Genomic DNA, 24,625 nt, shown 5'->3' with positions numbered 1-24,625 from the left:
GCGGCGCCGCGGCCACCGTGCCGCGCACCACCCGTCGTCGGCGCCGTTGACCACGCCCCAACTCCCGCGGGTCCAGCACGTGGACGAGCAACCGCCCGACCCGTCCCAGGAGTCGGCGACGAACGCCGCCGCAGGACTGGCGGGTCAGTACGCGCGCAGGACGGCGCACTTCTCGCGGACCTGGGGGTTCGGGTGCCGCTCCGCGCTCCGCAGAAGCGGCTGGGCCTCGTCGGCGTCGATCTGCCCGCGCGACAGCAGCTGGTCCAGGACGCCGATGCCCCAGAGCTGGATGGCCGGATCGGCGTCGGCGAGGAACTCGGCCACCAGCGGCAGGTCATCAGCCGTGGCGACGACGCGCAGCAACTCGACCGCGAGGTGCCGACGTTCCGCGTCCGGGTCGGTACGGTAGATCTCCAGGCAGCGGGATCGGGCGGCTTCGGGCCGCAGCAGCGAGAGAACCGAACGCGCGTGTTCGGCGGCCGGGAGGCCCGCCACGTACCAGTCCACCGCCCCGCGCATCGCCTCGTCACCCAGCAGCGACGCGATGGCCCGCCGAGCGACGCGGTCACCGCCGCTGTTCGGATCGGCACCGATGCTGTCGGCCAGCGCCCGCCAGTCGACCGGTTCGTCGCGGCCTGTCACACACCCATGTTCGCAGCGCCTCAGGGCGCCGAGCAAGCGGTCACGTCTTGGTGGTGATCCGGGCCCGAACCCGGCCGCCCCCCGGTCAGTCGCCGGAACCGGCGATGGCGGTGACGCGGATCTCGACGCGCATGGCGGGGAGGCCGAGGACGGTGACGCCGGTCTCGGTCCAGACGGGGGCGCGGCCGCCGAGGCGGCGGCGGAACTGGTCGGCCATGACCGCGTTGTGGTCGTCGCCGATGGCGTCGTCGCCCGGGGCGACCTTGTGGTACGAGTTGACGTGGATCACGTCCTTCCAGGTCGCGCCGACCGTAGCGAGGGTGCGCTCGACGTTGTCGAAGGCCCGGACGATCTCGTCCTCCAGCGCGTCGGGGATGACCAGGTCGTCGTCCACCCCGGCCTGGCCCGAGATCTCGACCCGGTCGCCGACGCGGACGGCCCCGCTGTAGCCGAGGGCCGCGTGCAGCTTCTCGCCGTAGCCGGGGACGATGCCGAAGGTGACAGTGTCGCTCATGGTGTTACCGCTTCCTGTTCGTGAGGGGTTCCCCCCGCCATCACTTCATGCGTGAATTCACGCATGAAGTGACACTAGCAGGCGATGACTTCACATGTAAAGTGATAGCCGGCTTCGCCGGAGCGGCGGGCAGGTCCATCAGCGGCGACGGAGGGTCCATGAGCGGCACGGCGGAGCACGGGGGCGACGACGAGCCGCGCTGGCTCGACGAGCAGGAGAAGGCGGCGTGGACGGGGCTGATCTCGCTGGTCCTGCTGCTGCCCGGCAAGTTGGAGTCGCCGCTGCGGCAGGAGCACGGCCTCACCCTGTTCGAGTACCTGGTGCTCAGTCACCTCTCCGAGGCCCCCGGACGCACGCTGCGGATGGGCGAGCTGGCCTTCCTGGCCAGCGGCTCGCTCTCCCGCCTGTCCAACGTCGTCAAGCGCTGTGAGCAGCGCGGCTGGGTGGTGCGGAGCCCCGACCCGGCCGACGGCCGCTACACCCTCGCCGCCCTCACCGACGCGGGCTTCGAGCTGGTGCACGAGGCGGCGCCCACCCACCTGCGCTCGGTGCGCCACACCGTCCTCGACTCGCTCAACGCGACCGACCAGAAGGCGCTGGCCCGCATCGCCGAGAGAATGCGCATCGTGCCCGACGGCCTCGGCTGACCGGCCACCCCGGGCGGCGTTCAACGCGCGGCACGCGCGGCACCAGGTCGCGGTGCCCGCGCGGGGAGCGGCCGGAGACGGCCCCCCGCCCCGACACGCTCCCGAACACGGTGCCCCCGGAGGGGAGTTGAGCGACGGCGCCGGTTCGCACCGTGGCGTTCGTACACTGGCCAGGGTGGAAGACCATGCGGCCACCAGGATCGACGCGCGTCCGGCGCCCGCCTTGCGGCGGTACGTCGGCTCGTATGTGGGTTTCGACCTGCGCGGGTTTCCGGCGGGGGTGCACTGCGGTCCGCCGGGCCGCCTGCTGACCACGGTGATCAGCCTGTCCGACCCGTTGGAGATGGCGGCGGGCGTCGACGACGGGTCACCGGTCGCCCGGTTCGGCAGCGTGGCCGGCGGTCTGATGTGTCGGTCCGTCGCGATCCACCATGACGGACGCCAGCGAGGCGTGCAGGTGTCACTGACCCCGCTCGGGGCTCGGGCCGTCTACGGCATGCCGGCCGCCGGGCTCGCCCACCGACTGGTCCCGCTCGACGAGCTGCTCGGGGCGCTCGGCGTCGAGCTGGTCGACCGGGTCCGGGCGGCGACGACCTGGGCCGCGCGGTTCGCCGCGCTGGACGCGTTGCTGCTGCGAGCCGTCGGCCGCGGCGCCGGCGGCGACCGCGCCTCCCGGGTGCGCCCCGAGGTGGCCGAGGCCTGGCGGCGCCTCGTCGCCGCGCGGGGCCGTGTCCAGGTCGGGGCGGTCGCCGCGGATCTGGGCTGGAGCCGCCGGTACCTCACCGAGCGGTTTCGCGGTGAGGTGGGCCTGTCGCCGAAGACCTTCGCCCGGGTGCTGCGCTTCGAGCACGCGCACGAACTGGCGACGGCGCCCGAACCGCTCCCGTGGGCCGAGGTGGCGACCCTCTCCGGCTACGCCGACCAGGCCCATCTCGTCCGGGACTGGGGCGAGTTCACCGGCCGATCGCCCACGGCCTGGCGGCGCGGCGAAGTCCTCCTCGGGACCGGGTAGTCACCGGCCGACCGGCCGCCCCGTCGCGTCGGTTTCCGTTCCCTTTCCTTCAAGACCGCCCGATCCCCGTCGCGTGAGGATCGTCGGCATGAGACTCGTCAACGACACACGCGACGCCATCGACCTGCGGACCACCCCCGTGCACCTCGGGCTGGGATCGAGGGCGAAACCCGTCGAGGGCTTCGCCTGGGACCCGGAGGTGCTCCAGGCCTACAGCGCCGCGGTCGCGGCGGACGGCGCCGAGGGCCGGCTGGTGGCCATCTTCGACGGCGAGGGCCCCGGCGACCACTGGGAGCGCCACCCCGCCGGCGACGAACTGGTCGTCTGCCTCAGCGGGTCGGTGACGGTCACCCGTGACGGGGACGGGGACGGGGCGCCCGACCGGGTGGTGCTGGGGCCGGGCGAGGCCACCGTCAATCCGGCCGGGACGTGGCACGCGGTCGACATGGCGGGGCCGGCGACCATTCTGACCATCACCGCCGGCCTCGGCACCGACCACCGGCCCCGGACCGACCCCCGCCCGACCGAGCCCGCCGGCACGCCCGGCCGGCAAGCGCCGTGACCACGCGCGTCGCGTGCCTCGGCGACAGCCTCACCCGCGCGCAGCTCAGCGTCGACTACCTGGAGCTGCTCGCACGGCGCCGCCCTGCCGGCGACGTGCGGCTCGCCCGCTTCGGCGTCAACGGCGACTTCGCCCACAACCTCGCGCGGCGCCTCGACGCCGTCGTCGCGGACCCGCCCGACGCGATCACCGTGTTGATCGGGACCAACGACGCCCGGGCGAGCCTCGCCGGCTACCCCGTCGAGCGGGCCATGAAGCGCAAGCGGCTTCCCGAGCGCCCGTCGGCCGGCTGGTTCCAGCAGTGCCTGGGCGCCGTCGTCGAACGACTGCGAACGGAGACCGACGCGACGATCGGCCTGCTGTCGCTCCCGGTCCTCGGCCAACAACCCGACGGAGCGCCGGCGCGGGCATCGCGCGCGTACAGCGGGCTGATCGCCGAGGTCGCGACGGCCAACGGGGTGTCCTACCTCCCGCTGCACGAACGCCAGATCGAGGAGCTGCGCCAGGCGGACCCGCCGCCGATCCCGTACCGGGACCCGACGCCCGCGGCGGGCCTCGGCGTCCTCGTCCGGCACGCCGTGCTGCGCCGTGACCTCGACACCATCGCGCGGCGCCGGGGTCTGGTGCTCACGACCGACCACATCCACCAGAACAGCCGCGGCGCCGCCCTCATCGCCGAGGTCATCGACGCCTGGCTGCCGGCCAGGAGCGGGTAGCCGGTTCCGGCGGCGGCCCCTTCCGGTGTTAGGCGATTACCCCTCCTACCGGCGGAGGCGGGCCTGGAGCCGACACGCCGCCGGGGACCCCCATGGCCGCCGGAGCCCGCCGGGTGGAGAGCGCGGCGGCGCGCACCGCCGTGGGCTCCCGGGCGCAGCCGACGAGGGCAGGACGAACAGGCATGGACGACACGGCCTGCCGGCCCGGGTGTTGCGCGACGCGAGCGGCGCGGTGGTCGCCGGCACCGCGGAGGTGGCTGCGGGCCGTCGCCGCCGCGCGGGTGGACCGGGCCTGGCCCGGCACCCCGCCGACCGAGGGCGGGCGCACACCCGCTGGCCCGCCTACGCGCTGCCGCCGGGCTCGCCGCCGCGCTCCGCGCTGTTTTACGCGGCCCTTGCACACGGCCTGCGCCCGACACCGAAGGTCGCCGGCCCGTCGTACATCGGCAACTCCCTGGCGGGCCTGGGCATCCCGGCCACCGCCGGCTTCGGCGTCGAGTACGTGGGCCTGCACGCCGCCGAACGAACGGTGCCGGATCGACGGCCTGCCCACCGTCCAGGCCGTCTACCACTCCGCGCTGGCCACCCTCCTCCGTTGAACGCCCCCGCCCGGCCGGGGTCTGGGAGCATGGGTGGCATGGCAAAGCACCGCCGGCCTGGGCCGGTGGATCAACCGTCTCGGGCTGTTCCCCGAATCGACGCGGGTGATCCGCTCGCCGCGTACCGCCGGCGGCGGCGTCCTCCCCTGGACGGGTGGCGGCGGCACCGCCCCCTGCACGGCGGCGCCGGCCATCTGCGGCCCGGGGAGCCGCGGGTGCTGGAGGAGTGGGACGGCTTCGCCTACCAGGTCACCGGCGCGGCCCCGGATCTGGCCACGGCCCAGGCGTGGCTGGCCGAGGCCGAGACCAGGGACGATCCGGCCGGGTAGCGCGCCCCCGCCCCGGCCCGGCCGCCGGGCCGGGGCGGGGGCGCCCAGGCGTCAGTGGAAGGCGGCCTCGGGGCGGTCGTGGTTGATGAGGAGGGGGAGGGCGTGGCGGCGGCCGGCGGAGATGATGGCGTACTGGTAAAGGCCGGGCGGCTCGTGGAGCTCGCGGAGCGGGACCCAGCCGGCGCGCGGGCTCGGGTCGTGCGACGGGACCTCCGGGAGGACCTCGCCGTCCAGGACGTAGGTCAGCCCCGTGACATGCCCCCGCTGGTCGGTGGTGGTGGAGACGGCCAACACCTCCGTCAGCGCCCGGTCGTAGCCGGTGCTGGCCATCAGGTGCTCACGGGCGGTGGTGATCGGGCACTGCCCGGCCGGCACGGTGCCGTGCGGCAGCACCCACCCCTCGCCACTGCCGTCCGGCTTCTCGCCGCGCACCATCAGCGCGTGGTTGCACCTGGTGGTGGCCAGGATGTGGAAGCTGACGGGGAGGGTCATGCGAAGTCTCCTTGGTGATGCGGTGGTTGGCGGGTCAGCTGGTGAGGGTGGGCAACAGTCCGGAGAGGGCGGTCAGCAGGCACATCAGCCCGACGAACGCCGGTCCGGCGGCCCGGTCGAGAAAGGCCCCGACCGGCGAGGCCCGCCCGCCGCCGCCCTCGCCGGCGTCCGGCCGGCGCACCGCCCGCCAGTGCTGTTCGGTGCGGAACAGGAACCGGTCGTGGTCCGGGGCCTGTTGGGTGTGTTGGAGAGCCCAGACGGCGACGGGCAGCGCGTCGTTGTCGAAGAGCGGGGACCGCTGCCCGCAGGCCAGGCACTCGGCGTCGTGGATCGCCTCGGGCGCGCCGGCCGCGCGTTCCTCGCAGAGCACCCAGTCGGCGCCGAGGACGATGGAGTGGTGTCGCTGGTCGGTCACCAGGACCGCCCGCCCTTTATCAGCCAGTTCCGGCGGCTCATGGCGTTGATCTCCCTTACTCGGGCGCGCAGTTGGTCATGTGGATCGACGTGCGGTTTCGGGTCGGGCGGTGGCTCGGGCGGGGCCGGTCGGTCGCGCCCGGGGTGGGTCCACATCGGTGGGGAGCACCCTTCGTGTTGGTCGGGGAGAAGCTCAGTTGGTGGTCGCGCGGGCCCGGTTGAGGCGGGCGCCGAACGGGGTGCGGGGCCGTCGGTGCCGGCCACGGTGCACGGTGGGCGCCGGTGGCGGCTGCGGGCCGAGCGCCGGGTAGAGCGGGAGGGCGCGCCCTGTGGCGTCGGTCGGCGTCGACCAGCTGGCCTCGGTGAAGTCCCAGACCATGGCGTGGAGTCGCTCCAGGCACGGCCCGCAGGCGTAGAGCGGCGCGCTGGCCCCCGCGGTGCTGACCGCGCCGAGCCAGGCCACGGCGGTGACGCGGTGCCCGCAGAAGAACCAGCACGGCCCCAGCACCCAACCCGCCTCGGGGTCCGCCGAGTCGGGCCCCGGCTCCGGCGCCAGGAACTCCCAGCCGACGCCCGTCACGCGACCACCGCCGGCCGGAACGCCCCCCGGCAGACGAACCACACCGTCTTGGCCATCCGCAGCCCGTCGTCACCACAGGCGCACCCCGACGCGGCCGAGCAGTAGCCGAAGTCGTCGGCCATCTCGCGCAACAGCCAGAGCCCGCGCCCGTGTTCGGCGGTCCAGTCCGGCGCGAGCCCCACCCGGGGGGCGCGCGCGGAGCGGTCCGAGACGGCAACGCGCAACTCCGCTCCCCCGCAGCTGAGTCGGAGCCGGCATCTGGGGTCGGGAACGTGCCGGTGAACATTGACGAGCAGTTCCATGACGCCCTGTAGTGTCAACTCGGCGGTCTCCCGGGTCACCCGCCAATTCCCCAGCACCTCGGATACCGCTTTTCGCCATGTTTCCAGGTCCTCGGGCCGCACCCGCAGCGTCCACTGATGCTCGATTCGCCCCACGACCAAGTTCCGCGTGATAGCCATGGGGTGGTTCTCCCAGTTCAGAGCGGACAGCAATGGACGCGGCCACGCAATACCCCACTGTCGATTCCCACCGCAGTGAGTGAGCGGCCATGTTCAGAATGTCAGTCAGGCGCTAGGTTGAGAACCACAACATCAGAACTCGACAATCAAAATTCGGTACAACATGCCGCGAAATTGGCGAGTTACCACAGAAGAACAGGGCTCTACCGGAGAAACGCAGAACGTTGCTTGAACCAGCAGAACGTTCCACGTCACACTGGTAGGAGAAGGGACGAAGGATGATCACGGACATCGAGTCGGCGACCCCGGCGCTGTGCCGGTTGCAACTGGGCAGCGAGCTGGGCCGGTTGCGCGGCGTGGCGGGCCTGACGGGCAGCCAGGTATCGCGGAAGCTGATTTGGAGCCCGTCGAAGTTGACGCGACTCGAAACCGGCGAGAACGCGACCGTCGAGCAGTCGGACGTGCGGGCGCTGTGCGAGATGTACGAGGCCAACGAGGAGACCATGAATCTCCTGTTGGGATACGCGGCGGTCACCAAGACCAAGCGGGACTGGTGGCAGTCGAGCAAGTTCCGGCCGGTGATCACGCCGGTCTTCCGAGCCTTTCTCGGACTGGAGGCGACGGCCGCCTCGCTCTGTGCCTACGAGCAGGAGTTCGTCCCCGGGCTGCTACAGACCGAGGGCTATATGCGGGTCATTCACCAGAGCGCGTACATCGGGAAGACCCCCGACGAGGTGACGCGAATCATCGCGGTCCGGCTGGCGCGGCAGGAGGTGCTGCGCCGGAAGCAGGCGGCCCTGAAGTACACGGCGATCCTCAACGAGGCGGTGCTCCGCCGCCGAGTGGGGGACGGCGAGTTGATGAAGGAGCAGCTCAGCCACATCGTGGAGGTGGCCGAGGAGCTGCCCAACGTCCGTATCCAAGTCGTCCCGTTCGAGGCCGGCGACCACCCTGGGATGAACGGCAAGTTCGCAGTGTTGCGGTTCCCGGAGGGGGCCGCGCTGCGGTCCATCGTCTACCTGGAACACCTGACGGACGCCTTCGTCGGACGCCGACAGGAAGACGTGACCCGGTACGAGGAAGCGTTCAGCGATCTCCAGGCGCTCTCCCCCAGCCACAGGGATAGCCTGGCCATGATCAGGAAAGCGATCAAGGAGTTCTGACCCCATGAGCACCCAGCACCCCCAAGAGCTGGACCAGGCCGACTGGTTCACCTCCAGCTACAGCAACAACCAGGGCGGGGACTGCGTGGAGGGCGCGCGGCTGAGCGCCGACGCGATGGCCATCCGCGACACCAAGGACCGCACCCGCGCCACGTTCGTCTTCCCCACCCCCACGTGGACGACCTTCGTGACCGCCGTACGGTCCGGGGATCTCCCGCAATGAACCAACTCCTGTCCCGGGCCGACTGGTTCACCTCCAGCTACAGCAACAACCAGGGCGGCGCCTGCGTGGAGGGCGCGCGGCTGAACGCCGACGCGATGGCCATCCGCGACACCAAGGACCGCACCCGCGCCACGTTCGTCTTCCCCACCCCCACGTGGACGACCTTCGTCGCCGCCGTACGGTCCGGGGATCTCCCCCGCTGACCCGCGTGGGCCGGGGACGGCATGACCACCGCCCCCGGCCCATCCACACCTCACCCGGATCGACCGGACCCGCTGCGGCTACAGGGTCCGGGGCGGGGCGAAGTAGCCGGCCGCCAGGAACGCCCCGGAGAAGGCTCCCGGCCCGTGCCGTTCGTCCAGCCACTCACTGAGTCCCGCCGTTCTCCCGCTGATCACCGCGCGCAGTACGAGCCCGTGCAACTCGTCCTCCTCGCCGGGGGCGAACTCCGCGAGAAAGGCGGCGTAGCGCTGGTTCACGCCGCGCTCGTACCGGGCGAGGGAGACCAGGTACGTTCCTTCCTCCCCTTCGCCTTCCCCGGGGTCGGTCGCCACGTCCGCGGGTGAAATGCACCCGGTGAAATCACGGAAGGCGAGCCGGCGCGAGGGGGCCTCGGGCTCCGTCACCCCGGAGCGTGCCGCTGCCGCCCGGGTGAGTCGGCGCGCTTCGCGGTCGCAGGCACCTTCCATGACGACCCCGAGATTCCGGGTGTGCGGGGCGTTCGCCGCGTCGGCGGCGGAGTACGAAGCACCGTTCGCGCGACGGTAGTTGATGCCGTACTGGACCCGGGTCGGCACACCGGCCACGTCCACGTACCTGCGGCGCGACCCGTAGTGCAACGAGTCGTGTGCCCAGGCGCGCAGGAGGTCCAGCAGTGCGAGTTTCGGGTGAGCGGGGGCGTCTCCCTCCATCGGCCCGTACATGGTGAGCACGGACACCGCTTGCAGGTGCCGGTATCCCTGGTCGGGGTGGTGGAAGCCACCGAATGCTCCGGGCCTGGTGGACTCGGCCCCGACCAGTGTCCGCGAGAGCGGCAGGGGGCGCGTGAGGCCGAGTTCGGCGAAGCGCTCGCGCACGATCTGCTGCCCGGAGCGGAACAGCCCCGGGTTCACGCCGGACGCCTCCCAGCGGGCCAGTCGCTCGTCGGCGGTACGGAAGGTGTGGTGGGGGTGGCGTCGGGTGAGGGTCGCCGGGTCGGCGCGCAGCGCGGCGAGGGAGGCCGCCACCGCGCCGCTGCTCACGGTTTCGTTGGGGGTCAGGAAGGGGTGTTGCCCCCAATGAGCTGCCGGTGTGTTTCCTGAATCCCCGGCGGCAGCGAGTTGGGTTCGAACCACTGTGCCTCCAGAATCTCGAATGAGTCGATCTTGAGAGTTCCGCCGACGTAGTGCGCCTCGTAGGCGACTTCCACGCGGAGCTTGAACCCGCTGTGCAGTCGGACCAGGACACCGGGCTTGACGTCGAGTCCGGTCTCCTCCTTGACCTCCCGGACGATGGTCGCGGTGAACTCCTCACCGGCCACGGCGTAGCCGGTGGGGAGTCCCCACGGAGTCTCCGGAGGCCACATCCGGTGGCGAAGCAGCAGGACCCGTCCCGCGTCGTCCCGGACAACTCCCGTGACGCCCACCATGAATTTGGCGTGGCTCAGCCACAGCACCCGCCATTGCAGGGGGCCGCGGATGAGCCGCCAGAGGCCGGCGACGATGCGCTTGACAGGGTTCATCGGGTTCCTTTCGCTGCTTGCGACGGGCCGCGGAGGATGGACCCGTGACACACTGCTCAACCTTGTCAGCGCGGGTGCGTCACGCCCGCGACTCGACATCTCGTGTCGCCCTACCGTGGCGGCGCCGATTGGCCGTCCTTCGAGCCCGGCAGGGTGGGAGGTTCGGTGCGGTCCTGCTCACGAGCTGCCCCCTTACGCGGTGCGATGGAGGACACGCTAGGGAGGGACGGCTACTGCGAGCCAGCCAGTTCTACGGAGTTCCACGGCAGTCAGGCGAGCGCGTCTATGGCAGATGTGATCAATGCGCGGGCACGAGCACCGTGGACAGCGAGCTTCGCGAAGTGCCCGAATGCCTTGACGTACTGCTCCACCTCTGAGGGGGCGGTGATATTCACCTGCGCTGTCAGCGTTTCCACCTGTGCCTGCTGTTGATCGTAGATACTGAATGTCTCGATCATCCACATTCTGCGATCAGCCGCAAAGGGGATCACTCCGAGCGATACGGAAGGAACCGCCATCACGGACAGCAAGTGCCCCAGTTGTCCCGCCATCACCTCCGCGCCGCCAACGCGATGCCGCAGGACCGACTCCTCAACCAGAAACGCGAACCTGTGGTCTCCCTCGCGGATAACACGAGAACGCCGCATGCGGGCGGCCACCGCAGCGGACACATCATCCGGCGTGCCACGAAAAGCGGCGATCGAGCCCAACAGCGCGGCGGCGTACCCTTCCGTCTGGAGGAGCCCCGGCACGACGTTCGAGCAGTAGATGTGGGACGATCGCGTCCGCTCGAACAACGGGATATAGGACTCTTGCAGTCTCCGCAGTCCGGTGCGTTGCAACCTACGCCAGCCAATATAGGCATGGTTAGCCGAACGGGAGGCCGCGATGACGTCAGCGGCCATCTCGTCGGCTTCGCAAGCCGCACACCACGCGCGAACGTCATCATCAGAGGGCGGCGTGACGGCGTTCTCCAGCCGTGAGACCTTCGACTTGTACCAACCAGTCCGCTCAGCGACGTCCCTGGCTGTCAGATTCGCGTCTCGGCGGATCTCCTTCAAGCGATCCGCGACGGCTTGGCGTGCAGCTTGAACGCTTGACGAGGGAGAAGCGGCCATGTTTCCTCGTGCCGTCAGATCCTGTACTCGTCGTGCGGTGTCGCCGCGTTCCACACGGCTTCGAAAGCTGTGGCACAAAGCTCCGCCACGTCGGGCTGGTCGGTCACCTCATCCCCCAGATAGGCACCCCCACCCGAAAAGTATCCAAACCGGACGAGGTTTCCGTCAAAGAGCCAGAAATCATTACCTGGTAGCGCGATCACTGATGCCTTTTTGCGGGGGAGCCAACGGATCTGCTCGCCAGCTGCGATATTGGCGAAGGTCCCGTCGTAGAGATAGTGCGTGTACCGGCTGACCGGTTCGGAAACGATTCGCGCACGACGCATCTCTACGCCACGAGCGACCGTCTCCGAGACCATTTCGAGCCAGGGGCGCCACCAGGAATCGCGGTCGTCAGGGTCCGGACGGTATCCGGATTCCCACGCGGCGACGCGTGGCGCCTCATCCGGATCGTCATAGTGATCACGCATCTCAAGGTGAAGTGCGGACCGCTGACACCCCGCCAGCAGTTCACTGAACGGTGGAGCGGTCCGCCACATCACAAGCCTCCCGAATCGCTGCCACCATGCGCATGGGCAGCCGCACGATCTCTTCACTGTCCGGAATCGGGCCGGCTGTCAGGCAGGCAAGGCGGGTATCCCCACCCACCTTCCAGCCCTGGAACACCAACTCCTGCCGGGTCTCGTCCACCCACACGGTCGGGCAGTTCGCCCCGTCCGTGTTGGGGTCCTTCGCGATGAACCTTAGCGCCATGACAGCTCCCCGTTCGCGGTGTGTTCTACGTCGTTCCACGAACACTGAGGGTGAGGTGACGTGGCGTCAAGGGCGACTGCCGGGCGCACGGTTTCCCCGCCCTATGGCGGGCCGAGGTGGGCGGTTACGCGGGCACCCCGGGGTGAGCGGATGCCCGGGGGCGGCCGCACCGGCCGCCCCCGGCCCCGCCGGCCGGTGTCAGGGGCGGGAGGGCTCCCGGGTGGCGGCCCGGAGGGCCTCCTTGACGACGGCGATCACCTCGGCGCCGCGCGGGCTGAGGTAGAAGTGACCGCCCGGGAAGACGTGGAGTTGGAAGGCGCCGGTGGTGTGGGCGCGCCAGGCCTCCGCCTCCTCGGTCGTCGTCTTCGGGTCCGCGTCGCCGACCAGCGCGGTGATCGGGCAGTCCACGGCGGCGCGCACCGGGTGGTACGTCTCGATCGCCGTGTAGTCGGCGCGGAGCGCCGGCAGCACCATCCGCAGCAGCTCCTCGTCGCCGAGGACCTTCGCGTCGGTGCCGCTCATCATCTTCATCTCGGCGACGATGCCGTCGTCGTCCCGCTGGTGGACGTTCTCCGCCCGGCGGGTGGAGGGGGCGCGGCGGCCGGAAGCGAACAGGGTGGCGGGCGTGTGGCCGCCCGACTCCCGTAGCCGGCGGGCGACTTCGAAGGCGAGGATGGCGCCCATGCTGTGCCCGAAGAAGACCACGGGCCGGTCGAAGAGGGGCGCCACCCGCGGCGTGATGTGGTCGGCCAGCTCGCCGAGGTCGGTCAGGTTGGGCTCGTGCCGCCGGTCCTGCCGGCCCGGGTACTGGAGCGCGACCACGTCGCAGTCGCCGGTGAGCGCGGCCGACACCGGGTGGTAGAAGCTGGCCGAGCCGCCCGCGTGCGGGAAGCAGACCAGCCGGACGGGGGCGTGCGGCGCGGGGTGGTACCGGCGGAGCCAGAGGGCGCTGTCCGCGGAAACTGTCATCTCGTTCGTTCGTCCGTTCTCCGCCGTCGGGCGGTGGCGCGGTCGGTGGGGGTCGGCCGTCAGTCGGTGGCGGTGTCGAACTCGCCGGCGGCGAGCCAGGTTTGGACGGCCTGGGCGGTGGTCTCGGAGTGCTCCTCCATGATGGTGAAGTGGTCGCCCGGAACAAAGGCCTCCTCGTGCGGGAACGGCCAGGTCGGCTGCCAGTCCTCCGCGACCTCGACCGCCGCCGACTCGCCCGGTGGGAACGCGGCGTGCACGTAGAGGGTGGGCGCGGCGACCGGCTCCGGCTCCCAGTCGTCGAAGATCCGCAGGTAGCCGCCCTGCGCGGTGAGTGTCACGCCGGTGATCAGGTCAAGTGCGTTGGTGGTTCTGGTGCGTTCGCGCATCGCCGTCTCCAGGCGGGACTCGAACGAGGTGGTCGCGGTGTAGGGGTCGAGGAGCAGCACGCCGGCCGGCGGGCAGCCCTGCCGCTCCAGCTCGGCGGCGACCGCGTTGGTCAGCCAGCCGCCGGAGGAGTAGCCGGCGAGCAGGAACGGGCGGCCGGCGGCCTGCCGGCGGGCCGCCGCGGCCTGGAAGGCGACGGCCAGCTCCCGGGTGGCGGGCAGCGGCTCGCCGGTCGCGAAGCCGGGGTGCGGCAGCACCGTCACCTCGCGGACGCCGGCGAAGACCGGCGCGAAGCGGGCGTAGTAGCTCCAGCCGGAGGGGGCCATCGGGGGCGGGAAGCAGAGCAGCGGGATGCCGGGGCCGGTGGCGAGGGTGACCGGCGGGGCGGCGACGCCCGCGTCCAGCGTGTCGAAGAGCGGCCGGACCGCCGCGGCGGTCTTCATCAGCTGCCAGCCGGCGTCCCAGAGGCCGGCCCGGCAGGCCGCCCGGTAGAGGCCGGCGACCGAGTCCTCCGCCTCCGGCGCGCCGGCCGACGCCGTGGTCTCCCCCGCCAGGCCCTGGGCGCGGGCGGCGAGTTCGCGGCGCAGGAAGCCGGCGAGGGCCGGGCCGGTCGGCTCGTCGAAGACGACGGTGGTGGGCAGCCGCAGTCCGGTGGCGGCGCCGAGCCGGTTGCGCAGCTCGACGGCGGTGAGGGAGTCCAGGCCCAGCTGGGTCAGCGGGCCGGTGACGTCCAGCTCGTCGGGGGCGTAGCCGAGGACGGCGGCGGTCTGGTCGCGGACCAGCCGCAGCAGCTCCCGTTGTTGTTCCTCGGCGTCGAGGCCGGCGAGGCGGCGGGCCAGTGGCTCGGCGCCGCCGGCGGCGGCCCGGGTGGCGCGCTGCCGGACCAGGCCGCGCAGCAGCGGCGGCACCGCGCCCGGCTGGCCGCGGAGGGCGGCGACGTCCAGCCGCATCGGGACGGTGACGGGGTCGCCGGCGGCCCGGCCGAGGTCGAAGAGGGCCAGGCCCTCGTCCTCGGTGAGGCCGACGACGCCGGACCGGGAGAGCCGGGCCACGTCGGCGTCCGTCATGTCGCCGGTCATCGCGCCGGCGGTCTGCCACAGGCCCCAGGCGAGGGAGGTGGCGGGCAGGCCGGCGGCGTGCCGGTGCTGGGCGAGGGCGTCGAGGAAGGCGTTGGCCGCCGCGTAGTTGCCCTGCCCGGGGCCGCCGAGGACGCCGGCGGCGGAGGAGAAGAGCACGAAGGCGGCCAAGTCCAGGTCCTTGGTCTGCTGGTGCAGGTGCCAGGCGGCGTCCACCTTGGGGCGGAAGACGGCGTCCAGCTGGTCGGCGGTGAGGGAGGTGACGACGCCGTCGGCCAGCACGCCGGCCGAGTGCACCACGCCGGTCAGCGGGTGGTCGGCCGGCACGGCGGCGAGCAGCTCGGCGAGCGCGGCCGGGTCGGTGACGTCGGCGGCGGCCAGGGTGACCTGGGCGCCCAACTCAGCCAGCTCGGCGTGGAGTTCGGCGGCGCCGGGAGCGGCCGGGCCGCGCCGGCTGACCAGCAGCAGGTGGCGGACGCCGTGCCCGGTGACCAGATGGCGGGCGACGAGCCGGCCGATCATGCCGGTGGCACCGGTGAGCAGGACGGTGCCACCTGGGGTGAAGCCCGGCTCGGACGCCTCAGCTGGCTGGGCGGGGTCGGGCCCTTGGGCGGGGTCGGGTGTCTGGGCGGGTTCGGCGGGTGGGCGGGCGCGGGTGAGGCGGGGTAGCAGCGGCTCGCCGGCGCGCAGCGCGGCCTGCGGCTCGGCGCCGGCCAGCAGCGCGGGCAGCGCCGCCCAGGACGCGTCGTGCCCGTCCACGTCCACCAGCGTGAAGCGGTCCGGGTTCTCCGACTGGGCCGCCCGGATCAGGCCCCACACGGTGGCGGCGGCCGGCTCCGGCACGTCCTCGCCGGGGGCGGTGGCGACCGCCCGTTGGGTGACGAAGACCAGCCGGGCGTCCCGAAACCGGTCCTCGGCCAGCCACTCCTGGGCCAGCGTCAGCGCGCGCAGCGCGGCGGCCCGGGCGGCCGCCGGGGCGGCCGGGTCCGGGTCGGCGGCGCACGGCACGAGGACCAGCTCCGGCACGTCGGCCGCGGCGAGCGTGCCCAGGTCGCGGTGGTCCACGACGGGCACGCCGGCCGCGGCGAGACCCGCGGCGACCTTCAGGTCGTCCGGGCCGACCACCGCGCAGCCGCCGGCCGGCACGTGGGTGGCCGTGCCGGTCGGCACGGCCACCCACTCCAGCCGGAACAGCGAATCGCGGTGGCGCGCACCCCCCTGGTCAGCGGCGATCGGCCGCAGCGCGAGGGATGCCACCGACGCGAGGGGTCGCCCCTGGGCGTCGGTGAGTTCGAGGGACACGGCGTCCTGGCCGGCCGGCGCGAGGCGCACCCGCGCCACGGTGGCGCCGGTCGCGTGCCAGCGGACGCCGCTCCAGGAGAAGGGCAGCAGGGGGCGGCCGGCGTCCTCGACCAGGCCGCCGAGCGCGCAGGCGTGCAGCGCGGCGTCCAGCAGCGCCGGGTGGACGCCGAACGCGGCGGCCTCGGCCCGCTGGTCCTCGTCCAGCTCCAGCTCGGCGAAGAGCTGGCCGTCGCCGCGCCAGGCCGCCTTGAGGCCCTGGAACGCCGGCCCGTACTCGAAGCCGGCGACGGCCAGGCCGTCGTAGAGGCCGGCGAGATCGACGGGTTCGGCGTCGGGGGGCGGCCAGGCGGTGGTCGCCGACGCGTCGGGCGCGTCGGCTTCGGCCGCTACCGGAGTGGCTTCGCCGGCTACCGGGGTGGCTGCGGCGGCTTCGGCCGTGGTGAGGGTGCCGGTGGCGTGGCGGGTCCAGGCGGCGTCGGCCAGCTCGTCGGCGGCCGGGTCGTCGGGGCGGGAGTCGACGGTCAGCTGGTGGTGCCCCGTGCCGTCGTCGGCGCCCAGCGAGACCCGCAGCCGCACCCCGCCGCGCTCCGGCAGCACCAGCGGCGCGGCCAGCGTCAGCTCCGCCACCTCGGCGAGGCCGAGCCGGTCGCCGGCGGCGAGCGCCAGCTCGGCGAAGGCCGTGCCGGGCAGCAGCGGCACGCCGGAGACGGCGTGGTCGGCGAGCCACGGGTGGGTGTCCAGGCCGAGCCGGCCGACGCACACCAGGCCCTGGTCGTCGGCGAGTTCGACGGCGGCGCCGAGCAGCGGGTGGTCGGCGCCGGCGAGGCCCAGGCCGCCGGCCGCCTCCTCGAAGCTCAGCCCGCGCGGCGCGTCGAGCCAGTAGCGGCGGCGCTGGAACGGGTAGGTGGGCAGCTCGACGGGGCGCGGCCGGTGCGGGCCGGTCGCGGCCGGCCAGGTGACGGGCGTGCCGTGCACGTGGACGGCGGCCATGGCGGCCAGCACCCGGCGGAGGGTGCCCTGGTCCCGCTGGAGGGAGCCGACGGCCAGCACGTCGGCGCCCACGGCGTCGGCGGTCTGGCCGATGCCGGGCACCATCACCGGGTGCGGGCCGCACTCGACGAAGACGGTGTGCCCGTCGCGCAGCAGGGCCCGGGTGGCGCGCTCGAACTCGACGGTGGAGCGCAGGTTGCGGTACCAGTAGGCGGCGTCCAGCTCGGTCCCGTCGATCGGCTCGCCGGTCACCGTGGAGTAGAGCGGCACCGTGGCCGGGACGGGGGCGACCCCGGCGAGCAGCCTGGCCAACTCGTCCTGGATGGCCTCGACATGGGGTGAGTGGGAGGCGTAGTCGACGGGGACGCGGCGGGCCCGGATCTCGTCCGCCGCGCAGCGTGCCATGAGCGCGTCGAGAGCGTCGGCGTCGCCGGCCACCACCACGGAGCCGGGCCCGTTGACGGCGGCGACCGAAATCCGGCCGTCCCACGCCGCCAGCAACTCCCGCGCCCGGTCGGCCGACACGGCCAGGGAGACCATGCCGCCCTGCCCGGACAGCGCCAGGATCGCCCGGCTGCGCAACGCCACCACCCGCGCGGCGTCCCCCAGGGACAGCGCGCCGGCCACATGCGCGGCGGCGATCTCGCCCTGCGAGTGGCCGACGACGGCGTCCGGCTCGACGCCGTGGGCGCGCCACACGGCGGCCAGCGACACCATCACGGCGAACAGCGCCGGCTGCACCACGTCCACCCGCTCCAGCGAGGCCGCGCCGGGCGCCTGCCGCAGCACGTCCAGGAGCGACCAGTCGGTGAAGGGCGCCAGCGCGGCGTGGCAGTCCTCGACGGCGCGGGCGAAGGCGGGTGACTCGGTGAGCAGGTCGGCGGCCATCGCCGGCCACTGGGAGCCCTGCCCGCCGAAGACGAAGACGGTGCCGCCCGGGGTGCCGGGCGGGCCGGTGACGACGGTCGCGTGCGCGCCGACGGTCGTGGTGATGTCCTGCTGGGCGGCGTCGGGCTCGGGGGGTGTGGTGGCGGCGAGTTGGGCGAGGCCGTCGAGGAAGCCGGGCAGGTCGTCGGCGAGAACCACCGCCCGGTGGTCGAAGCGGGTCCTGGTGGTGACGAGGGCGTGCGCGACGTCGGCGGGGCGGAGGTCCTCGGGGTGGTCTTGCAGGAGGCGGTGCAGGCGGGCGGCCTGGTCGCGGACGGCCGGGGCGGAGCGGGCGGAGAGCGGCCAGGCGAGGGGGGACCGTGCGGCGTCGGTCTCCGGTGCCTCGCCGGTTTCGGTGGGGACCTCGGCCGGGGTCTCGGCGGGGGCCTCGATGATCAGGTGGGCGTTGGTGCCGCTGACGCCGAAGGAGGAGACGCCGGCCCGGCGGGGGCGCCCGGTCTCCGGCCAGTCGGTGTGCTCGGTGAGCACCGAGACCGCGCCGGCCGACCAGTCCACGTGCGGCGATGGCTCGTCCACGTGCAGGGTGCGCGGCAGTTGGCCGTGCCGCATGGCCAGCACCATCTTGATGACGCCGCCGACGCCGGCCGCCGCCTGGGTGTGGCCGACGTTCGACTTCAACGAGCCGAGCCAGAGCGGCTGTTCGGCGTCCCGGTCCTGGCCGTAGGTGGCCAGCAGGGCCTGCGCCTCGATGGGGTCGCCCAGCGTGGTGCCGGTGCCGTGTGCCTCGACCGCGTCCACGTCTGCGGCTCGCAGTCCGGCGGCGGCCAACGCCTGTCGGATGACGCGCTGTTGGGAGGGGCCGTTGGGGGCGGTCAGGCCGTTGGAGGCGCCGTCCTGGTTGATCGCCGAGCCGCGGATCACGGCGAGGACGGGGTGCCCGTTGCGCCGGGCGTCGGAGAGGCGTTCGACCAGCAGCATGCCGGCGCCCTCGCCCCAGCCGGTGCCGTCGGCGGCGGCGGCGAACGCCTTGCAGCGGCCGTCGGGGGCCAGCCCGCGCTGCCGGCTGAACTCGATGAAGGTCGCCGGGCTGGACATCACCGTCACGCCGCCGGCCAGCGCCAGCTCGCACTCCCCCGAGCGGAGCGCCTGGGCCGCCCAGTGCAGGGCGACCAGCGAGGAGGAGCAGGCGGTGTCCACGCTGACCGCCGGGCCCTCCAGGCCCAGCACGTAGGAGACCCGGCCGGAGGCGACGCTGCCCGAACTGCCCACCCCGATCTGGCCCTCGAAGCCGTCGGGGGCGCGGCCGAGCCGGGAGGCGTAGTCGTTGTACATCACGCCCGCGAACACCCCGGTCCGGCTGCCCCGCAGCGTCCTGGGGTCGATGCCGGCGCGTTCCAGCGCCTCCCAGGCGGTCTCCAGCAGCAGCCGCTGCTGCGGGTCCACGGTAAGCGCCTCGCGCGGGGACATGCCGAAGAACGCCGGGTCGAAGTCGGCGGCGTCGTGCAGGAAGCCGCCGTGTCGGACGGTGCTGGTGCCGGTGTGCGCCGGGTCCGGGTCGTAGAGCGAGGCGACGTCCCAGCCCCGGTTGTCGGGGAAGTCGGAGATGGCGTCCCGGCCCTGGGCGACCAGCCGCCACAGCTCCTCGGGGGACGCGACGCCGCCGGGGAAGCGGCAGGCCATGCCGACGATGGCGATCGGCTCGTCGGTACTGCCGGGGGTGGGGGCTCCGGTCGTGGCCGGACGGGCGCCGGCGGCGGTCTCGGCGTCGCCGATGAGGGTGGTGCGGAGGTGGGTGGCGAGGACCAGGGGGGTGGGGTAGTCGAAGACCAGGGTGGCGGGCAGCCGCAGGCCGCTCGCCGTGTCCAGCCGGTTGCGCAGCTCGACGGCGGTGAGCGAGTCGAAGCCCAGCTCGGTGAAGGACCGTTCGGCCTCGACGGCGGCGGCCGAGGCGTGGCCGAGCACGGCGGCGACGGCGGTCCGCACCAGGTCGAGGAGGGTGGGCAGGCGCTTCTCGGCCGGCAGCGCCAGCAGTTGGGCCGCCAGGCCGCCGTGCTGGCCGCCGGTGTCCTCGGTGCCGGCCGCGTCGGGGGTGGCGGCGGTGGGGCGGGTCGGGCGGACCAGGGCGCGCAGCAGCGCGGGGACGGGACCGGGGTGGGCGCGCAGCGGCGCCAGGTCGAGGCGCATCGGCAGCACGACGGGGTCGGTGCCGAGCGCGGCGGCGTCGAAGAGCGCCAGGCCCTCGTCCGGCGCCAGCCCCGCCGCACCGGTGCCGGCGAGCTTGGCGCCCATGCCGTCCTCGCCGGCCCACAGACCCCAGGCCAGCGAGGTCGCCGGCAGCCCGGCCGCCCGGCGGTGCTGGGCCAACCCGTCCAGGAAGGCGTTGGCCGCCGCGTAGTTACCCTGCCCCGCGTTGCCGAAGGTGCCGGCGGCCGAGGAGAACAACACGAACGCGGACAGCTCCAAGTCGGCCGTCAACTCGTGCAGATGCCGGGCCGCGTCCACCTTGGGACGGAAGACGGTCGCCAGCTGATCATCCGTCAACGAGGTGATCGTCGCGTCGTCCAGCACGCCGGCCGCGTGCACCACCGCCGTCACCGGGTGCGCGGCCAACAACGCGGCCACCGCGTCCCGGTCACCCAGGTCACAGGCCACGGCGGTCACCTCGACACCCGACGCCGTCAACTCGTCATGCAGCTGCCCGAACTGGCCACGCCGGCTGACCAACACCAGCCGCCGCACCCCGTGTTCGGCCACCAACCGGCGAGCCACCAGACCACCCAACAGCCCGGAGGCACCCGTCACCAACACCGGACCCGCACCAAAGCCGGCACCCGCCCGGGGCTCGGCCTGGGCCCGCGCCAGCCGGGGAGCGAGTGGTGCGCCGTCCCGCAGGGCCAGTTGGGGTTCGTCGGTGGCGAGGGCGGAGGGCAGGGCGGCGGCCGAGCGCGGGGCGTCGTCGAGGTCGAGCAGGGTGAACCGGCCCGGGTGTTCGGCCTGCGCGGCACGCACCAGGCCCCACAGTGGGGCGTTGGCCAGGTCCGGCACCCCCTCGTCCGCGCCGGTCGCGACCGCGCCCCGGGTGACGAACACCAGCCGGGCGTCGGCCAGTCGCTCCTCGGCCAGCCAGGCGCGGAGCAGCGCCAGCGCCCAGCGGGTGGCGGCAGCCGGGTCGGCGGCCGGCGGCACGGGCGCCAGCACCACGTCGGGAACCTCGGGTTCGGGCCCTTCCGCCAGCAGCGCGGGCAGGTCCGGGTAGGCCGGCGCCTGCTGGTCGGCGAGCCCGTCGCCCAGCACCACCGTGCGCCGGCCGGTCGCCCGCGTCGCCGGCCGCAGCCGGGTCCACTCGACACGGAAGAGCGCGTCCGAGCGGTCGCCGCCCAGTCCGTCCGTGGTCAACGGGCGCAGGGCGAGGGCCTCGACGGTGGCGACGGGCGCGCCGGCGGCGTCGGTCAGGGCGAGGGCGACGCCGGCCGGGCCGGCCGGCGACAGCCGGGCCCGCAGCACGGCGGCGCCGGCCCGGTGCAGCCGCACCCCGCGCCAGGAGTAGGGCAGGTGCAGCCGCTCGGCGTCGGCGACGAAGTCGCCCAGGCCGACGGCGTGCAACACCGAGTCCAGCAGCGCCGGGTGCAGCCCGAACGAGCCGGCGGCGGCCGGGTCGGGCAGCGCGACCTCGGCGTGGACCTCCTGGCCGAGCCGCCAGGCGGCGCGCAGGCCGCGGAAGGCCGGCCCGTAGCCGAGGCCGGCGGCGGCCAGCGCGTCGTAGCGGCCGGCCAGGTCGAGCGGCTCGGCGCCGGCGGGCGGCCAGGTCGCGTCGCTCGCCGTCTCCGTGCGGTCCGCCGCGCCGTCCGCCGGGGCGGCGGTGAGGGTGCCGAAGGCGTGCCGGGTCCAGGCGGGGTCGGCCGCCGGGTCGTCGGGGGTGGCGTGCACGGTCAGCGGGCGGCGGCCGGCCGGGTCCGGCGGGCCCACCGCCACCTGGAGGCGCACCGATCCGTCCGCCGGCAGCACCAGCGGCGCGGCCAGCGTCAACTCCTCGACCAGGTCGAGGCCGAGCTGGTCGCCGGCCCGCACCGCCAGCTCCAGCAGCGCGGTGCCCGGGACCAGCACCACGCCGCCCACCGTGTGGTCGGCCAGCCACGGGTGGGTGGCCAGGGAGAGCCGGCCGGTGAGCAGCGCGCCCTCCTCGTCGGCCAGGGTGACGGCGGCGCCCAGCAGCGGGTGGTCGGCCGGCCACAGCCCGACCGAGGCCACGTCGCCGGCGGCCGTGCCCGCGTCCAGCCAGTAGCGGGCCCGCTGGAACGGGTAGGTGGGCAGGTCGATCCGGTGCGCGTCGCGGCCGGCGAAGAAGGCCGGCCAGTCGACGGCGACGCCCGCGGTGTGCAGCGCGGCGACGGCGGCGGTCAGGGTGGCGCCCTCCGGCCGGTCGGCGCGGGCCGCCGGCACCAGCAGGGCGTCGGCGTCGAGGCAGTCCCGGCCCATCGCGGTCAGCACCGCGTCCGGGCCCAGCTCCAGGAAGTGGCTGACGCCCTGTTCGCGCAGGCGGCGCACGCCGTCCAGGAAGCGCACCGCCTCGCGGGCGTGGCGCACCCAGTGCTCCGGGTCGGTGGCCTGCTCCGGGGTGAGGAGGGCGCCGGTCAGCGTGGAGACCAGCGGGATGGTGGGCGCCGCGTAGTCGACGGTGCGGGCGACGGCGCGGAACTCGGCCAACACGGCGTCCACGTGCGGGGAGTGGAAGGCGTGGCTGACCCGCAGGTAGCGGGTGCGGCCGCCGCGGGCCCGCCAGGCGGCGTCGATGGCGGCCACCGGTGCGGCGTCGCCGGCCACCACGGTGGACTCGGGGCCGTTGACCGCCGCCAGGTCCACCGCGCCGGCGCCGTGCTCGTCCAGCAGGGCGCGGGCGGTGGCCTCGTCGGCGCGCAGCGACAGCATCGCGCCGCCCTCGGGCAGCGCCCCCATCAGCCGGCCCCTGGCGGCGACCAGCCGGGCCGCGTCGGCGAGCGGGAAGACGCCGGCCACGTGGGCCGCCGCCAGCTCGCCGACGGAGTGGCCGGCGAGGAAGCGGGGCGTGACGCCCCAGGCGGTGACCAGCCGGTGGAGCGCCACCTCGATGGCGAAGAGCGCGGGCTGGGTGTAGGTGGTGTGGTCCAGCAGCGCGGCGGCTTCGGGGTCATCCTCGGCGAAGAGGAGTGCGCGCAGCGGCCGGTCCAGGTGCGGGTCGAGCGCGGCGCACACCTCGTCCAGCGCGCGGGCGAACACCGGGAACTCCAGGTACAGTTCGCGGCCCATGCCGAGGCGCTGGCTGCCCTGCCCGCTGAACAGGAAGGCCAGCTTGCCGCGGCTGCCGACGGTGCCGCGCAGCAGGTTGGCAGCCTCGCCCTCGGCGGCCAACGCGGCCAGCCCGTGCCGCAGTTCGGCCTGGTCGGCGCCGACCACGGCGGCCCGGTGTGGCAGTGCGGCGCGGCTGGTGGCGAGCGCGTAGCCGACATCCACCGGCGTCTCGTCCCGCCCGTCCAGGTGGGCCAGCAGCTCGGCGGCGCGGGCGCGCAGCGCGGCCCGGTCGTTGCCGGAGAGCACCCAGGGGACGGCGTCGGCCAGCACCGGGTCGGCGGGCTCGGCCGGCTCGCCCCATTCCTCGTCGGGCTCCGGGACGGGGGCCTGTTCGAGGACCACGTGGGCGTTGGTGCCGCTGATGCCGAACGAGGAGACGGCCGCCCGGCGCGGCCGGCTGGTCGCCGGCCAGGGGCGGGCCTCGGCCAGCAGCTCGACCTGGCCGGCCGACCAGTCGACGTGCCGGGACGGCTGGTCCAGGTGCAGGGTGCGGGGCAGCAGGCCGTGTCGGATGGCGAGGACCATCTTGATGACGCCGGCGGCGCCGGCGGCGGCCTGGGTGTGCCCGATGTTGGACTTCACTGAGCCCAACCACAGCGGCTCGCCCGACCGTTGCCGGCCGTAGGTGGCCAGCAGGGCCTGCGCCTCGATGGGGTCGCCGAGGGTGGTGCCGGTGCCGTGCGCCTCCACCGCGTCCACGTCGCCGGCCTGGAGCCCGGCGCTCTCCAACGCCTGCCGGATGACGCGCTGTTGGGACGGGCCGTTGGGGGCGGTGAGGCCGTTGGAGGCGCCGTCCTGGTTGACCGCCGAGCCGCGGACCACGGCCAGGATCGGGTGGCCGTTGCGGCGGGCGTCGGAGAGCCGCTCCAGCAGCAGCATGCCGGCGCCCTCGCCCCAGCCGGTGCCGTCCGCGCTGTCGGAGAACGACTTGCAGCGGCCGTCGGCGGCCAGGCCGCGCTGTTTGCTGAAGCCTATGAAGGTGTCGGGGGTGGCCATCACGGTGACCCCGCCGGCCAGCGCCAGCTCGCACTCGCCGGCGCGGAGCGCCTGGGCCGCCAGGTGGAGCGTCACCAGCGAGGACGAGCAGGCGGTGTCCACGGTGACCGCCGGCCCCTCCAAGCCGAAGGTGTAGGAGACCCGGCCGGAGGCGACGCTGCCGAAGCTGCCGGTGCCGAGGAAGCCGGCCACCTCCTCGGGCACGGCGCGCAGCCGCGCCGCGTAGTCGTGGTACATCACCCCGGCGAACACCCCGGTCCGGCTGCCGCGCAGCGTCGTGACATCCAGCCCGGCCCGTTCGAACGCCTCCCACGAGGTCTCCAGCAGCAGCCGCTGCTGCGGGTCCATGGCGAGCGCCTCGCGCGGCGAGATGCCGAAGAGGCCGGGGTCGAACTCGGCGGCGTCGTGCAGGAAGCCGCCCTCGGTGCGGAAGACCCGGTCCGGGTCCTCCGGGTCGGCCAGCGCGACCTCGCCCCAGCCCCGGTCGGTGGGGAACGCCGTCACTCCGTCCCGGCCCTCGGCGACCAGCTCCCACAGCTCCTCGGGCGAGCCGACCCCGCCCGGGTAGCGGCAGCTCATCCCGACGATGGCGACCGGCTCCTGCTCGCCCTCCTCGACCCGGCGCAGCCGCCGACGGGTCTCGCGCAGGTCGGCGGTGACCCGCTTCAGGAAGTACCGGAGCTTGTCCTCGTTGTCCATGCCGTCTCAACTCCAGGGAAACGTCGAGCAAGTGGGGTGGCGGCGCCGCGT

At 73.9% G+C, this 24,625-nt stretch carries 21 protein-coding genes; 8 read left to right on the top strand and 13 right to left on the bottom strand.

Going from position 1 to position 24,625, the window contains the following annotated elements:
• Positions 1-144: 144 nt before the first annotated feature.
• Together RM844_RS05835 and RM844_RS05830 are read right to left on the bottom strand one after the other, a co-directional pair.
• Positions 145-642 carry a hypothetical protein gene (locus RM844_RS05835; protein ID WP_311665529.1) on the bottom strand — a complete coding sequence of 166 codons (498 nt, stop codon included), beginning with the start codon at positions 640-642 and terminating at the stop codon, positions 145-147.
• A gap of 85 nt (positions 643-727) precedes the next feature.
• On the bottom strand, positions 728-1,156 hold the full coding sequence (locus RM844_RS05830) for a Rid family hydrolase (protein ID WP_311665527.1): 429 nt from the start codon (positions 1,154-1,156) through the stop codon (positions 728-730).
• 158 nt (positions 1,157-1,314) lie between these two features.
• Here RM844_RS05830 and RM844_RS05825 point away from each other — a divergent pair, with 158 nt between their 5' ends.
• The 5 genes from RM844_RS05825 to RM844_RS05805 all read left to right on the top strand — a co-directional run bounded on the left by RM844_RS05825 (position 1,315) and on the right by RM844_RS05805 (position 5,021).
• Positions 1,315-1,803, top strand: coding sequence for a MarR family winged helix-turn-helix transcriptional regulator (locus RM844_RS05825; RefSeq protein ID WP_311665525.1), 489 nt, complete (start codon positions 1,315-1,317; stop codon positions 1,801-1,803).
• A gap of 175 nt (positions 1,804-1,978) precedes the next feature.
• Positions 1,979-2,815 carry a helix-turn-helix domain-containing protein gene (locus tag RM844_RS05820; protein WP_311665523.1) on the top strand — a complete coding sequence of 279 codons (837 nt, stop codon included), beginning with the start codon at positions 1,979-1,981 and terminating at the stop codon, positions 2,813-2,815.
• Between the two features lie 88 nt (positions 2,816-2,903).
• Complete coding sequence (locus tag RM844_RS05815) at positions 2,904-3,377, top strand: cupin domain-containing protein (protein WP_311665521.1); 474 nt, start codon at positions 2,904-2,906, stop codon at positions 3,375-3,377.
• Positions 3,374-4,093 (top strand): SGNH/GDSL hydrolase family protein, encoded by a 720-nt coding sequence (locus tag RM844_RS05810; RefSeq protein ID WP_311665519.1) that lies wholly within the window; start codon positions 3,374-3,376, stop codon positions 4,091-4,093. Before RM844_RS05815 ends, RM844_RS05810 begins: the two co-directional genes overlap by 4 nt.
• A gap of 628 nt (positions 4,094-4,721) precedes the next feature.
• A complete protein-coding gene (locus RM844_RS05805) occupies positions 4,722-5,021 on the top strand; it encodes a DUF6087 family protein (protein ID WP_311665517.1) in 300 nt (99 codons plus the stop codon).
• A 51-nt stretch (positions 5,022-5,072) separates the two neighbouring features.
• Here the strand turns inward: RM844_RS05805 and RM844_RS05800 are convergent, their stop codons facing one another.
• From RM844_RS05800 to RM844_RS05785, 4 genes are all read right to left on the bottom strand, one after another.
• Positions 5,073-5,513: an NUDIX domain-containing protein gene (locus RM844_RS05800; protein ID WP_311665515.1), complete on the bottom strand. Its 441-nt coding sequence runs from the start codon at positions 5,511-5,513 to the stop codon at positions 5,073-5,075.
• A 34-nt stretch (positions 5,514-5,547) separates the two neighbouring features.
• The gene (locus RM844_RS05795) at positions 5,548-5,928 is read right to left on the bottom strand and encodes a DUF7848 domain-containing protein (RefSeq protein ID WP_311665513.1); all 381 of its coding nucleotides are present in this window, start codon (positions 5,926-5,928) and stop codon (positions 5,548-5,550) included.
• 192 nt (positions 5,929-6,120) lie between these two features.
• Positions 6,121-6,507: a hypothetical protein gene (locus tag RM844_RS05790; protein ID WP_311665511.1), complete on the bottom strand. Its 387-nt coding sequence runs from the start codon at positions 6,505-6,507 to the stop codon at positions 6,121-6,123.
• Complete coding sequence (locus RM844_RS05785) at positions 6,504-6,968, bottom strand: ATP-binding protein (protein ID WP_311665509.1); 465 nt, start codon at positions 6,966-6,968, stop codon at positions 6,504-6,506. The genes RM844_RS05790 and RM844_RS05785 overlap by 4 nt, the downstream gene beginning before the upstream one ends.
• A gap of 278 nt (positions 6,969-7,246) precedes the next feature.
• Here RM844_RS05785 and RM844_RS05780 point away from each other — a divergent pair, with 278 nt between their 5' ends.
• The 3 genes from RM844_RS05780 to RM844_RS05770 are packed head-to-tail and all read left to right on the top strand — an operon-like array spanning position 7,247 to position 8,557.
• The gene (locus RM844_RS05780; RefSeq protein WP_311665507.1) at positions 7,247-8,131 is read left to right on the top strand and encodes a helix-turn-helix domain-containing protein; all 885 of its coding nucleotides are present in this window, start codon (positions 7,247-7,249) and stop codon (positions 8,129-8,131) included.
• A gap of 4 nt (positions 8,132-8,135) precedes the next feature.
• The gene (locus RM844_RS05775; RefSeq protein WP_311665505.1) at positions 8,136-8,354 is read left to right on the top strand and encodes a DUF397 domain-containing protein; all 219 of its coding nucleotides are present in this window, start codon (positions 8,136-8,138) and stop codon (positions 8,352-8,354) included.
• Positions 8,351-8,557: a DUF397 domain-containing protein gene (locus RM844_RS05770; protein WP_311665503.1), complete on the top strand. Its 207-nt coding sequence runs from the start codon at positions 8,351-8,353 to the stop codon at positions 8,555-8,557. Before RM844_RS05775 ends, RM844_RS05770 begins: the two co-directional genes overlap by 4 nt.
• A gap of 78 nt (positions 8,558-8,635) precedes the next feature.
• Here RM844_RS05770 and RM844_RS05765 read toward each other — a convergent pair whose 3' ends face one another.
• The 7 genes from RM844_RS05765 to RM844_RS05735 form a co-directional block, all read right to left on the bottom strand.
• On the bottom strand, positions 8,636-9,595 hold the full coding sequence (locus RM844_RS05765; protein ID WP_311665501.1) for a hypothetical protein: 960 nt from the start codon (positions 9,593-9,595) through the stop codon (positions 8,636-8,638).
• A gap of 14 nt (positions 9,596-9,609) precedes the next feature.
• Positions 9,610-10,074: an NUDIX domain-containing protein gene (locus RM844_RS05760; RefSeq protein WP_311665499.1), complete on the bottom strand. Its 465-nt coding sequence runs from the start codon at positions 10,072-10,074 to the stop codon at positions 9,610-9,612.
• A gap of 269 nt (positions 10,075-10,343) precedes the next feature.
• Positions 10,344-11,192 (bottom strand): helix-turn-helix domain-containing protein, encoded by an 849-nt coding sequence (locus RM844_RS05755; protein WP_311665497.1) that lies wholly within the window; start codon positions 11,190-11,192, stop codon positions 10,344-10,346.
• 14 nt (positions 11,193-11,206) lie between these two features.
• Complete coding sequence (locus tag RM844_RS05750) at positions 11,207-11,731, bottom strand: DUF6879 family protein (RefSeq protein ID WP_311665495.1); 525 nt, start codon at positions 11,729-11,731, stop codon at positions 11,207-11,209.
• Positions 11,703-11,945: a hypothetical protein gene (locus RM844_RS05745; protein ID WP_311665493.1), complete on the bottom strand. Its 243-nt coding sequence runs from the start codon at positions 11,943-11,945 to the stop codon at positions 11,703-11,705. Before RM844_RS05745 ends, RM844_RS05750 begins: the two co-directional genes overlap by 29 nt.
• Positions 11,946-12,143: 198 nt before the next feature.
• A complete protein-coding gene (locus RM844_RS05740) occupies positions 12,144-12,914 on the bottom strand; it encodes a thioesterase II family protein (protein WP_311665491.1) in 771 nt (256 codons plus the stop codon).
• Between the two features lie 59 nt (positions 12,915-12,973).
• Positions 12,974-24,574, bottom strand: coding sequence for a type I polyketide synthase (locus tag RM844_RS05735; RefSeq protein WP_311665489.1), 11,601 nt, complete (start codon positions 24,572-24,574; stop codon positions 12,974-12,976).
• Positions 24,575-24,625: the final 51 nt, after the last annotated feature.

The sequence above is a fragment of the Streptomyces chisholmiae genome (genome assembly GCF_031845445.1).
GTDB lineage: Bacteria > Actinomycetota > Actinomycetes > Streptomycetales > Streptomycetaceae > Streptomyces > Streptomyces chisholmiae.
Note: the sequence above shows the minus strand (reverse complement) of the source record. Positions and strands in the feature narration are given on the sequence as shown.